The sequence below is a fragment of the Streptomyces jeddahensis genome (assembly GCF_001642995.1).
Lineage (GTDB): Bacteria > Actinomycetota > Actinomycetes > Streptomycetales > Streptomycetaceae > Streptomyces > Streptomyces jeddahensis.
In genome coordinates this window covers 1-12544 of record NZ_LOHS01000145.1, presented here as the reverse complement: position 1 = coordinate 12544, position 12544 = coordinate 1, and the positions used below count along the sequence as shown (strand labels likewise).

General features: G+C 70.2%; 8 protein-coding genes and 1 pseudogene. 5 read left to right on the top strand and 4 right to left on the bottom strand.

What is annotated here, in order from left to right:
• Positions 1–237 (bottom strand): annotated as a pseudogene (locus STSP_RS40555) (hypothetical protein); the annotation flags it as partial.
• Positions 238–828: 591 nt separating this feature from the next.
• On the opposite strand from STSP_RS40555, the gene STSP_RS30795 reads away from it, so the two are divergent.
• Positions 829–1818, top strand: coding sequence for an Acg family FMN-binding oxidoreductase (locus STSP_RS30795; RefSeq protein ID WP_408646388.1), 990 nt, complete (start codon positions 829–831; stop codon positions 1816–1818).
• 353 nt (positions 1819–2171) lie between these two features.
• On the opposite strand, the gene STSP_RS30790 is transcribed toward STSP_RS30795, so the two are convergent.
• Positions 2172–2441: a hypothetical protein gene (locus tag STSP_RS30790; RefSeq protein ID WP_067284301.1), complete on the bottom strand. Its 270-nt coding sequence runs from the start codon at positions 2439–2441 to the stop codon at positions 2172–2174.
• Between the two features lie 138 nt (positions 2442–2579).
• On the opposite strand from STSP_RS30790, the gene STSP_RS30785 reads away from it, so the two are divergent.
• A complete protein-coding gene (locus tag STSP_RS30785; RefSeq protein WP_157902940.1) occupies positions 2580–2801 on the top strand; it encodes a hypothetical protein in 222 nt (73 codons plus the stop codon).
• A 101-nt stretch (positions 2802–2902) separates the two neighbouring features.
• On the opposite strand, the gene nhaA is transcribed toward STSP_RS30785, so the two are convergent.
• Positions 2903–4219, bottom strand: a complete 1317-nt coding sequence (nhaA, locus tag STSP_RS30780) for a Na+/H+ antiporter NhaA (protein ID WP_067284299.1) — start codon at positions 4217–4219, stop codon at positions 2903–2905.
• Between the two features lie 254 nt (positions 4220–4473).
• Positions 4474–4671, bottom strand: a complete 198-nt coding sequence (locus tag STSP_RS30775; protein ID WP_067284298.1) for a hypothetical protein — start codon at positions 4669–4671, stop codon at positions 4474–4476.
• A 146-nt stretch (positions 4672–4817) separates the two neighbouring features.
• Between STSP_RS30775 and STSP_RS30770 the strand changes: the two genes are divergently transcribed.
• From STSP_RS30770 to STSP_RS30760, 3 genes are all read left to right on the top strand, one after another.
• A complete protein-coding gene (locus tag STSP_RS30770; RefSeq protein ID WP_067284297.1) occupies positions 4818–5423 on the top strand; it encodes a hypothetical protein in 606 nt (201 codons plus the stop codon).
• Between the two features lie 47 nt (positions 5424–5470).
• On the top strand, positions 5471–7516 hold the full coding sequence (locus STSP_RS30765; RefSeq protein ID WP_067284296.1) for a flotillin family protein: 2046 nt from the start codon (positions 5471–5473) through the stop codon (positions 7514–7516).
• Positions 7517–7598: 82 nt separating this feature from the next.
• The gene (locus STSP_RS30760; RefSeq protein WP_198547466.1) at positions 7599–12443 is read left to right on the top strand and encodes a DNA repair ATPase; all 4845 of its coding nucleotides are present in this window, start codon (positions 7599–7601) and stop codon (positions 12441–12443) included.
• Positions 12444–12544: the final 101 nt, after the last annotated feature.

Below are 12544 nucleotides of genomic sequence, written 5' to 3'. Positions count from 1 at the left end.
GCGGCCCAGCAGCAGCGCGGTCGCGAGCGAGACGACCGCGGCCATCGCGACGACCATGGTCACGACCTGGAGGTCGTGCGCGTTCAGGAACATCACCCAGGCCACCGCCAGCGTCCCGGCGAGCATCGCGGTCACCGCGACGGCAGCGACGTGGCGAAAAGCCGCCGCCCAAGCCACCACCGCGCTCGCCGAGTGGTGGTTACCTATCCGGCATGACAGGTGCGGCTTTTCCCGCATGAGCCGCCCGGTCCTCCATTGGAACCGGCTCGCGGGAGACCGGGCGCTCGGTCGCACGCATGGATGAGCTTCTGGGAGGAACCCAACCGGGGGGAGGCCGCACCAGTGGAGCGAAGGAGGCGGTGGCCGTGTCCACAGGACTCTGTCCCACCGCGCACCCGGCCCCGGCGACTCGGCAGGCGCGTGGCTGTCTAACGCAAGCGACGGGGGCTCACGCGTGCGGAGGCAGCCCGGCGCGCCGCCATGTCCCCGGAATATCTCGCGTAGCCCGAGGAGCGGCTGGCGGAGCCCAACGTGGCGACGCTGATGACTCGCCGCCGCGCTGGGGACCTCGGCGGCCCGTCTGCGTGGTGGGGGGTGCTGATCTGCCTTCGAGGTCGACCATGTCGACGAGGCCATGAGCCAGGGCTGGAGCCTGCTGGCAGTCGGACCGGCCCAGGCCGTACGGAATCCGAAACCGTGCAAGAGCTGGCGGACCGCGCCCACACCGAGCCATGGCCAGGCGGCGACTGCCGACTCTGGGTTTGATCGAGCTCAAGCGCCTCACCGGGCGCCGCACACAGGCGTCTGATCGATGACGGGAGGCTCCCCGTGAGCGCACAACCACTCTCCCAAGACGATGTGACGGCCTTGGTCTACGACGCATCCGCCGCCCCGTCCATGCACAACGCCCAGCCATGGCACTTCCGCTACCTCCGGGGCAGCCGCACCTTCCACGTGCGCGCTGATCCTCGTCGCATCCTGCCGCATGCCGACCCCGACCTGTGTGCCCTCCACATCGGGTGCGGCGCCGCTCTGCTGAACCTGCGCGTCGCGGCCGTGCACGGAGGCTGGCATCCACTGACCCGGTTGCTGCCGGACCCCCGCGATACGGAGCTCCTCGCCTCGGTGCAGTTGACCGGTCCGGAGGGCGGTGAGAGCGAGCTCGGCGCGCTGTACCCGGCCATTCACACCCGGCACACGAGCCGATATCCCTTCGAGGAGAGGGAGATACCCGAAGCCGTGCGGACAGCTCTCGGCGACGCGGCGCGCAACGAAGGCGCATCGCTGACCTTCCCCACCGGGTGGCACTTGCAGCAAGTGCTGGACCTCGCCCGGGAGGCCGAGGCCCGCAACCTCACCGATCGCGGTAGTGGCGAGGACCTGCAGCAATGGACCCACAGCGGCGTCCCGTTCTCGGACACGGCCGCCGAAGGGGTGCCCGAGTACGCCTTCGGGCCGCGCAAGCTCGGCGGCAAGGCGCCGATGCGCGACTTCGCGGGCGGCAGGACAGTGGCCGGCCGCGACGCCGCCGAGTTCGAGCGCCACCCTCACCTGGCCCTGCTGAGCACGGCACGCGACCGCCCCGAGGACTGGCTGCGCGCCGGCCAGGCGATGGAACGTGTCCTGCTGCTGGCCACCCTGAAAGGCCTGTCCAGCTCGTTCGTCACCCAACCCCTCGAATGGCCGGACCTGCGCTGGCCGCTGCGCGATCCGGTATCAGGAACAGGCCACGTGCAGATGGTGCTACGACTCGGATACGGCCCGCCGGGTCCCGCGACACCGCGTCGCCCGATGCGAGAGGTGCTCGACATCGACTGAGAAGCGCCGTCAGAGGGTCGGCATTCGGCCGCCGTCGAGACGACGTCAGCGGGTTGGTTCGCGATGTCGGTCAGCATGATCCTGTTCTGGGCGCTGATCATCACCGCGGCCGTGCTGCTCTTCCGCGCCGCGGCCGCGCCCATACCGCGGCCGCGCCCACGCCCGAGCGGATTCTCGCCGAGCGGTAGCCCGCGGGGAGACCGACGAAGAACAAGTGCAACTTCGGCCTTTACGCCATCACACTGGCGTTCATCCTCGTCGGCCCTGGCCCTGGAATCCCGCTCAACACGGGTCGCATGATCGCGGACGGGCAGCGTACGGGCGTGCCAGGCAGAAGCCCGGTCACCAGCGGTTCAGCCGGCGGGTGGCCGGCGATCCACGATGAACGCAACAAGCACTCCGGCGAGGACGGCCCACGCCACCGCGGCGTACCCGTCCGACCGCCAGCCGATGAAGCCCAGGACAGCCGCGGTCACCCCGCCGGCACACACCGCGCTGGCGTTCATGGCAAAGGCCCACTGCGCCCGTGCGCTGCCCGGTTCACGAAGCTCGGCGATCGCAGTCCTGATCACCAGCGCGGCGGCTACGACGGCCACCGTCAACAGCGAGACGGGGCCGTTCACGGCGTTCCGATGTCGTGCTGCATGAGCCTGGCGGCGGTCACCGTGCCGAGCAGCGTCACCTGGCCACCGTCGCGTTCGACAAGGGCGACCAGCGGACTGTATGTGTGGGCCATCATCGCGGCGACCTCCATGGGGCGTGTGTCAGGACCGACAGCGGGAGCAGGTAGAGAGGCGGCGCGGTGCCTATTCGGCGACCGTCAGCCCCGTCAGGCGCTCCGCGACTTCGGCGTCGTCGTGCTGTTCATGTACGACGGCCACGAGCAGCGGCTGCTCGAGGGGTACATGGACTGCCGTATGAGCTGGGAGCCGGGGACGATGGAGTGGGAGTCCCTCGGCGTCAATTACCAGGACCACCGGTAGCCCTTTTCGGCCTGTATCCAGGCCGTGGTTACTGCGTCGTCGTACGTGGCCACAAAGGGGGTAGGGCTCGGCGAGGTCGAGCGCGCGCATGACGGGCCTCCTCACCTGTCGGCCCCGGCACCGCCGTGCACGGAGTCGGCCTTTTGGTAGATGTCCGGGATACCGTCGGCGTCGTCGTCCCGCTCTTCCTCTTCGCACAAGCGGCGGTAGATCCCGTTGCGGCGTTTGATCAACAGTGCGGCCAGGCCCGCCGCCATCAGCGATCCGATGAGGACCGCGGCTTTGATGTGTTCGGCGTCGGACGGGTCGGGGAAGGCCAGTTCGCCGATCAGGAGGGCGACGGTGAAACCGATTCCGGCCAGTACGGCGAGGGCGAGGACGTCTGCCCATGCCAGGTCCGGGTTGAGCCGGGCTCGCGTGAAGCGCGCGGCGAGATAGGTGCCCGCGAAAATTCCCAAGGTCTTGCCCACCACCAGACCCAGCACCACCCCGAGCGGCTCCGGCTGGGTGAACACCTCTCCCAGCGACGCGGCCGAGACTCCGACGCCTGCGGCGAACAAAGCGAACAGCGGCACTGCCACTCCTGCCGAGAACGGGTGCAGCAGATGCGAAGTCCGCTCGGCGGGTGAAGCAGCCTCGCCCTTGTCACGGATGGTGCGCAGGAGCAGGCCCATGGCCACCCCGGCGACGGTGGCGTGGACGCCGCCGTTGTACATCAGTGCCCAGGTGGCGATGCCGAGCGGGACGTACCACCACCAGCCCGTCACGCGGAATCGCTGGAGGACGTAGAAGACAATCAGCCCGGCGAGGGCCCCGCCGAGGGCCACGAAATTCAGATCGCTGGTGAAGAAGATCGCGATGATGAGGATTGCGCCCAAGTCGTCGACGACGGCAAGCGTGAGCAGGAAGGCGCGGAGAGCCGAGGGCAAGTGGGTGCTGAGGACGGCCAGGACCGCCAGGGCGAAGGCGATGTCGGTGGCCATGGGTACGGCCCAGCCGTCCAGGCGGCCCCCGCCGGCTGTGGCGGTGACGGCGTACAAGGCGGCGGGTACCACCATGCCGCACACCGCGGCAATGACCGGCAGGGCGGCTGTGGCGGGGGTGCGCAGCTCACCGACGACCAGTTCCCGCTTCAGCTCTATGCCCGCGACCAGGAAGAAGATGCTGAGTAGACCATCGGCGGTCCAGTGCCCGACCGAGAGGTCCAGCCCGAATGCAGAGATGCCGAAGTGGAAGTCGCGAATCTGTTCGTACGCCCCGCTCCACGGGCTGTTAGCCCACACCAGCGCCACCACTGCGGCGGCAAGCAGCACCAGTCCGCCGACCGTTTCTGTGCGCAGGGCCTGGGCCACGGCTGTGCGTTCGCGCCATGGCAGCAGGCCGAGGAAGGTTGAACGCTCGCGCGGGGCAGCAGCCATCAGGAAGTCCTCCGGGGCATCGACGTGAGGGCATACAGGCCCTAGGACGCCGACCAGACTTCCCGGCACACCCCACGTCCGATGCCGCCCGCCTTGGGCAGCCGCTGACGCGTTCTTGACACCCTAACTGGCTGCCCGCGATCCCACCAGACGCCGCTTCACGTGCTGAAACGCAGAACGAGCGGGCCCATGCACACCAAAGGCGCGAGGTGCGCACGGACCCGCTCTAGGAGCCGGGCCGCCGGAGGGGGCGATCAGACAGTGGTCTTCACCGGCTCCTGGTCTTCGTCGACCTCGCCCATCTCACCGGCCTTGCGGGTACGGACGAACTCGAGGAACGAGTTCAGCTCGCGCTTGACGACCGGGGCAAGGAAGTAGAGGCCGATGATGTTGATGACGGCCATGGCGGGGACGAGCTTGCTCTGCGGGCCCCGCGGGTCGGCCACCGGCATCTAGAGAGCGTAAAGATTGCCGGTCGACGGCAATGTGAACATACGTGCCGCCCTGCCAGCATGAAGCGGCCGAAGCCAGGCACGGCAAAACGATGCCGGTTCGCGGAAAGCAGCGTGCCGCGTGGAAGACGTAAGGGGGATGGACCATGGCCGAGTTCCTGTACGCCACCGCCACCTTCCCCGCCGTGCTGTTCACCGCGGCCCTCATGGTCGTCATCGTCTTCTGGCTGCTGGTGCTGCTCGGCGCCGCCGACCACGACAGCTTCGACGCGGACGTGGACACCGACGCCCTCAGTCTCGGTGGCGTCCCCGTCTCTGTGTCGGCCTCGCTGCTGATCGCCCTGTCCTGGTTCTGCAGCGTCACCGGGTCCGTGCTCCTCGCTCGCACGGGCGGTCCCACCGCCCTGCTCCACCTGCTCGACGCCGTCCTGCTGTTCGCCTCACTCTTCGGCTCCTGGCGTCTTACCCAGGCGCTCATACGGCCACTGGCCAAACTCTTCCCCGATGAACCCGGGCCGTCCCGGCAGGACTTCGTCGGACTGACCTGCACCATCCGCACCGGGCGGGTGGACGCGGACTTCGGCCAGGCGGAGGTCGCCGCCCGGGACGGCTCGACCGCCGTCGTGCAGGTCCGCCAGAACGACGGCGCCCGGCTGGAGCTCGGCAGCACAGGGCTGCTGTACGCGTACGACGACGCCGGCGAGTTCTTCTGGGTCACGCCCTTCGACAAGGCGCTCGACCCCCGCGGCTGACCCCGCCTCACCCACTTCACCTCCACCCTTCGATCCGGGGATTACTCATGGATGCCATCACCTGGGGCATCGGCGTGCTCGTCGCCGTTGTCCTGCTCATCGCCGTCGCCATGCTGTTCGTGATCAGCCGGCTGTTCCGCAAGGTGGAGCAGGGCAAGGCACTGATCGTGTCGAAGATGCGGAAGGTCGACGTCACCTTCACCGGCCAGGTCGTCCTGCCGGTCCTGCACAAGGCAGAGACCATGGACATCTCGGTCAAGACCATCGAGATCTCCCGCACCGGGCGGGACGGTCTGATCTGCCGGGACAACATCCGCGCCGACATCCGCATCTCGTTCTTCGTACGCGTCAACAAGACCGTCGAGGACGTCATCAAGGTCGCCCAGGCCATCGGCACGGCCCGCGCCAGCGACAAGGACACGCTGCAGGAGCTGTTCAACGCCAAGTTCTCCGAGGCGCTGAAGACCGTCGGCAAGCAGCTCGACTTCACCGATCTCTACACCAAGCGCGAGGAACTGCGGGACCGGATCATCGAGGTCATCGGCACCGATCTGAACGGCTACAGCCTGGAGGACGCGGCGATCGACTACCTGGAGCAGACCCCGCTCGCGCAGCTGGACGCCTCCAACATCCTCGACGCCCAGGGCATCCGGAAGATCACGGAGCTGACGGCCGTCGAGCACGTGCGCACCAATGAGTTCCAGCGCACGGAGGAGAAGGAGATCACCCGGCAGAACGTCGACGCCCGCGAGGCCATCCTGGAGCTGGAGCGCCGCCAAGCCGACGCCGAGATCAAGCAGCGGCGGGAGATCGAGACCGTACGGGCCCGCGAGGAGGCCGAGACCGCCCGCGTGGTCGAGGAGGAGCGGCTGCGTGCCCAGAGCGCCTTCCTCAAGACGGAGGAACAGCTCGGCGTTCAGCGTGAGAACCAGGCCCGCGAGGTCGCCGTCGCGCAGAAGAACCGCGAGCGGGTCATCGCCATCGAGAACGAGCGCATCGAGAAGGACCGCCTGCTCGAAGTCATCGCGCGTGACCGGGAGACCGAACTCACCCGTATCTCGGCCGAGAAGGAGGTCGAGGCGGAGCGCCGCGAGATCGCCGAGGTCATCCGGGAGCGGGTCGCGGTGGACCGTACGGTCGCCGAGCAGGAGGAGTCCATCAAGAGGCTCCGCGCCGTCGAGGAGGCCGAGCGCAACCGCCAGGCCGTCGTCATCGCCGCCGAGGCGGAGGCGCAGGAGCAGCTGGTCAAGGACATCAAGGCCGCGGAGGCCGCCGAGCAGGCCGCGGTGCACCGGGCGGCGGAGGAACTCACGCTGGCCGAGGCCCGACACAAGGCCGCCGACATGGACGCCCGTGCGAAGGTCCGGCTCTCCGAGGGCATTCAGGCGGAAGCAGCCGCCGAGGGCCTGGCCGCCGTCCAGGTGCGGGAGAAGGAAGCGGACGCCATCCAGAAGGCGGGCCGCGCGGAGGCCGAGGCCACCGAGGCACGGCTGCGCGCCGAGGCGGCCGGCATTCGCGAGAAGGCCCTCGCCGAGGCCACCGCCATCGGCGAGAAGTTGAAGGCCGAGGCGGCAGGCCTCACCGAGAAGGCGGCCGCGATGGCCGCGCTCGACGAGGCGTCGCGCACGCACGAGGAGTTCCGGCTGCGGCTGGAGGCCGAGAAGGACATCCGGCTGGCTGGCCTGGACGTACAGCGGCAGGTCGCCGAGGCCCAGGCCACGGTGCTCGCCACAGGCCTGGAGAACGCCGACATCAACATCGTCGGCGGCGAGTCCGTCTTCTTCGACCGGCTCGTCCAGTCCATCTCGCTCGGCAAGAGCGTCGACGGCTTCGTCCAGCACTCGGGGACCGCCCAGGCGCTGGCCGGGCCGTGGCTGGACGGCTCCGCGTCCTTCACCGAGGACCTGACGAAGGTGCTCGGCTCCGTCTCCACCGCCGATGTGCAGAACCTGACGGTGTCGGCCCTGTTGATGAAGCTCATGCCGGCCGGGTCGGCCCAGTTGGACGAGCTCATCGGCAAGGCGCGGCAACTGGGCCTGGCTGACATGCCGGTCGCCGAGCTCGCCGGTCTGAACGGCACCGCCAAGAACTGACAGTCGGACCCAACAGCCTCCGGAGCTGCCGCGCGGGGGGCGGCAGCTCCGGATTCATTCACCCATACGAGGGAGCGGAACAGTGACAGGGACCGGGACGGAAAGCGGCCTGGACGCCGGTACGTACGAGGTGCTGCGCGACCGGCTCGTTGCCCGAGCCGCCGAGCTGGCCCGGCGCGCCGAGGCCCTCAACACCGCCCGTGTGGAGGCCTTCGGAGCCACCGAACTCGCCCTGGTCGGTTCCGAGCGCATCCGTACCGAGCACAACGTCGTACCCCGCGACATCGTCGCCGTCGGCGACGCGCTGCTCGTTGGCTACGAGGCCCCCGCCACCGACGTCTTCGCCCTGTACGACCGGGACTTGAACCGCCTGCCGGACGATGCGGTGCCCGGCCTGCTCGAGGACCCCGACTTCGTACGGGAACACGCCGCGCTGCACCGCTACTTCCAGGGCGCGCGGCTCCTTCAGCTCCGCCATGTGGACAGCAAGCTGCTGGCTGTCTTCCGAACCGGGGAGCAGGCCGACGACATCCGTGTCCTGCGCTGGTCCCTGTCCCCTTCCGGAGAGGTCCGGTTCCTCGACGCCCGCGGCGAACGCGACCATGTCTTCCCCGCCTCGCACGACTTCGCCTGGGTCGACACGACCCGGGACGACCACATCCTGGGGCGCCACCCGCACATCGCGATCGCCGGCGGCACGGTCTTCGTCACGACGGCTGGCGGCACGCTCACCGTGAAGACCGAGAACGACACGGAGACCGGCGAAGGGATCCACAGCGAACCGGTCAACGAGCCACTGCAGTCGCTCGCGGACGCCGAGGTGGCGTACGCGGTCGTCGGCACCCTGGTCCTGCTGCGCATCCGGCCCTACAAGGAGGAGACCTGGCGGCATCTGGTCTTCAACACCCTCACGAAGGCCGTCGTCCGGCTGGACGGCATCGGCCAGGCCTGCCGTCGGCTGCCCGATGACCAGGGCATCGTCTTCCCCGGCGGCTACTGCCACGCCACCGGTGCGGTGAAGACCTTCGACACGGACACCTCCGGCCTGGAGTTCGAGCGCGCGGTCCGGTCGCCGAACGGCGAGGACGTGCTGTTCGCGTTCCACGCCCGGGCGGCGGGCCGCACGCTCCTGCTCTCGTACAACCTCATCCGCAAGGAGGTCGCAGCACCGCTCTCCTGCCACGGTTACGCACTCTTCGACGACGGCACCCTCACGGTCCTGCGCGCGGAATCCGGCGAGCCCGCACGCGTGCACCCGGTGCAGGTCTGGCGCACGCCGTACGTTGCCGACACCCACACCGCGCCTGTGGAGAACGGGCCGCTCGCCCGCATCGGCAACGCCGACCTGGTCCGCGGCATCTCCGACTGCCTCGCCGTCGCCCGCCAGGCGGCCGAGACCACCGCCACCGCCGAGCTGTACGAGGCGCTGGTCGCCGCCTGCACCCGGGCCGCCGACCGCCTCCACTGGCTGGGCGACGCGGATGCCGGCGACCTGCGCACCCCGCTGGACGATGTGCGGGCCACGGCCGAGCAGGTGCTGGCGGAGTTCGCGTCCGTGCAGTCACTGACCCGGCAGGCAGCCGATGCGCTCGCGGAGGCGGCGCAGCAGCTCCGGCATCTGGTGCGGCGGGGCCGCGGGGAGGCTCCCGCCACAGCCGGGGAGTGGATCGAGCGCATCACCGAACTGCGTCGTGCCCAGGGCCGCCTGGTGACCTTGAAGGAAATGCGGTACGCGGACGCGGAAGCCATCGACGCGCTCGCCCAGGACGCGGAGACCCACATCGTCTCCACCGCGCAGCGGGCGGTCGCCTTCCTCCAGCGCGACGACGCCTTCGCCGCCCACCACGCGGAGGCGGAACGGCTCACCACGGACGCCGGGGCGATCACCACGGCCGCCGCGGCCACCCCGGTCACCGAGCAACTGGACGAGCAGGTCTTCGGACTGCAGACCCTCACCGAGGTCGTCGCCGGACTGGACATCGGTGACGCGACCGTGCGCACCGCCATCCTTGAACGGATCGCCGAGGTGCTCGGCGGGCTGAACCGCGCCCGCGCGACCCTCGTCGCCCGGCGCCGTGACCTCCTCGACCAGGAGGGCAGAGCGGAGTTCGCCGCCGAGTTCGCGCTGCTCGCCCAGTCGGTCACCGGCGCACTGGCCGCGGCGGACACCCCGGAATCCTGCGACGCCCAACTCGCCCGGCTGCTGCTCCAGCTGGACACCCTGGAGTCGCGCTTCGCCGACCACGACGGCTTCCTCGCAGAGATCGCCGACAAGCGCGCCGAGGTCCATGACGCCCTCTCGGGCCGCAAGCAGACGCTCGAGGACGCCCGCGCCCGGCGCACCGAGCGCCTCGCCGCATCGGCCGTGCGGGTCCTGGAGACGATCGCCCGCCGGGCAGCCGGCCTCGACAGCCTCGACGCGGTCAACACCTACTTCGCCTCCGACCCGATGGCGGCGAAGGTCCGCCGCACCGCTGACGAGCTGCGCGAACTCGGCGACCAGGTGCGGGCGGAGGAACTCGAAGGGCGGCTGACGGCCGCCCGGCAGGAGGCCGGCCGCGCGCTGCGGGACCGCACCGAGCTGTTCGCCGACGGCGGCGACACCATCCGCCTCGGCACGCACCGTTTCGCCGTCAACACCCGGCCCCCGGAGCTCACACTCGTGCCGGACGCACACGGGGGTATGGCGTTCGCGCTGACCGGCACGGACTACCGGCGCCCGGTGACCGACCCGGAGTTCGCCGGCACCAGCGCCCACTGGGACCAGCTCCTGCCGTCCGAGAACGCCGAGGTCTACCGGGCCGAATACCTGGCGGCGCGGCTGCTGACCGAGCACGGTGCCGAGCCTCTGGCGGGAGCGGATCTCGCACGGCTGGTCCGGCAGGCCGCCGAGGCCGCGTACGACGAGGGGTACGAGCGCGGCGTCCACGACCACGACGCGGCGGCCATCCTCTCCATCGTGCTGGGGCTGCACGAGCAGGCCGGGCTGCTGCGTTACCCGGCCGCCGACCGCGCCGCCGCCCAGCTGTTCTGGGCCCACGGAACCACCGCCGACGCCCGGGAGGCGTGGGCGCGGCAGGCCGCGTCGCTGGTACGGGCCCGGGAGACGTTCGGGACGGCCCCCGCGCTGGAGGGGCTGCGAACCGAAATGGCCGAGGCGGGGCAGCTGTCCGGCCTCGCCGCCGAGTACCTCGTCGAGGAGCTGGCGACCGGCGAATCCTTCGCGACGAGTGCGGCGGCCCGCATGCTGCTCGACAAGTTCCGCCGGGCAGTGGGCGCGTCACCGTACGAAGAGGACGTACGAGACCGGCTCGCCGACGGGGACACAGCCGCCGCGCAGCGGCTGGTGGAGGGCTGGCTCGCCTCGTACGCCGCCTCCTGCGGTGAGGACGTCGACACCGGCGACCTCGCCGAGGCCGTGGCGATCGAGGTCTGCCCGGTCCTGAACCGCTACGAACTGGACGGGTCCGTCGTGGCCCGGGTGGAGGGCCTGCTCGGCGCGCACCCGAGGATCGACCGCGGGGGCCTGACCCTGCGGCTCGACGAGTTCCTCGCAAGGACCGCGGACTTCACGGCCAAGGTGGTGCCGGGCTTCCGCACGTACCAACAGCGCCGGAGCGCCCTCGTCGCCGCCGAGCGGAACCGGCTGCGCCTGGACGAGTACCGGCCGCGCGTCATGTCGTCCTTCGTACGCAACCGGCTCGTCGACGACGTCTACCTGCCGCTCATCGGGGACAACCTCGCCAAGCAGCTCGGTGCCGCCGGGGACGGCAAGCGAACCGACAACCACGGTCTGCTGCTGCTCGTCTCGCCGCCCGGCTACGGCAAGACGACCCTCATGGAGTACGTCGCCGACCGCCTCGGCCTGATTCTGGTGAAGGTCGACGGACCGGCCCTCGGGCACGGCGTCACCTCCCTCGACCCGGCCGAGGCACCGAACGCCACCGCCCGCCGCGAGATCGAGAAGATCGACTTCGCGCTGGCGGCCGGCAACAACGTCCTGCTGTACCTGGACGACATCCAGCACACCTCACCGGAGCTGCTGCAGAAGTTCATCCCACTGTGCGACGCCACCCGCACCCTGAACGGCCGCGACCTACGCGGCAAGCGGTTCGCCGTCTGCATGGCGGGCAACCCCTACACCGAGACGGGGCAGCGGTTCCGCATTCCCGACATGCTGGCCAACCGCGCCGACGTGTGGAACCTCGGCGACGTCCTGACCGGCAAGGAAGACGCCTTCGCTCTCAGCTTCATCGAGAACGCCCTCACCTCGAACCCGGTGCTGGCCCCCCTCGCCGGGCGCGAGCGCGCGGACCTCGAGCTCCTGGTGCGCCTGGCCGCCGGGGACGCGACCGCCCGCCGCGACCGGCTCACCCATCCGTACGCCCCGGCCGAGCTCGACCGGATCCTCGCGGTGCTGCGCCACTTGCTCACCGCTCGCGCAACGGTCCTCGCGGTCAACGCCGCCTACATCGCCTCCGCCGCCCAGACCGACGCCACCCGCACCGAACCGCCCTTCCGGCTCCAGGGCTCCTACCGCAACATGAACAAGATCGCCGCACGCATCTCCCCGGTCATGAACGACACCGAGCTGGCCGCCGTGATCGACGACCACTACACCGGCGAGGCCCAGACCCTCACCACCGGCGCCGAGGACAACCTGCTCAAGCTGGCCGCTCTGCGCGGCACGCTCACCGAGGAACAGGCCGCCCGCTGGGCCGTCATCACCTCCGCCCACACTCGCGCCCAAGCCCTCGCCGGCTCCGGTGACGACACCCTCAGTCGGGCGGTCGCCGCCGTGGGCCTGCTCGCCGACCGCGTCGCCGCCGTCGAAACGGCCATCACGCGGGCCACCGACCCCCGCCACCTGCTCAGCCACCCCAGGGGTCGACATGCAGCCCGCCCTGAAGGCGCGCCGGACCAGTGACCCTCACACTGCCGACAGCTCTCAAAACTGCTTGGCCGGCCAGTCCAGCAGGCGGGCACCGATGACCGCGGTCTGCAGGGTGTAGCGGTGTACCGGGTCGG

Excerpts from the sequence above, each read along its gene's own strand:
- nhaA (WP_067284299.1), bottom strand. The coding sequence starts at position 4,219 with ATGGCTGCTGCCCCGCGCGAGCGTTCAACCTTCCTCGGCCTGCTGCCA.
- STSP_RS30775 (WP_067284298.1), bottom strand. The coding sequence starts at position 4,671 with ATGCCGGTGGCCGACCCGCGGGGCCCGCAGAGCAAGCTCGTCCCCGCC.
- STSP_RS30770 (WP_067284297.1), top strand. The coding sequence starts at position 4,818 with ATGGCCGAGTTCCTGTACGCCACCGCCACCTTCCCCGCCGTGCTGTTC.
- STSP_RS30765 (WP_067284296.1), top strand. The coding sequence starts at position 5,471 with ATGGATGCCATCACCTGGGGCATCGGCGTGCTCGTCGCCGTTGTCCTG.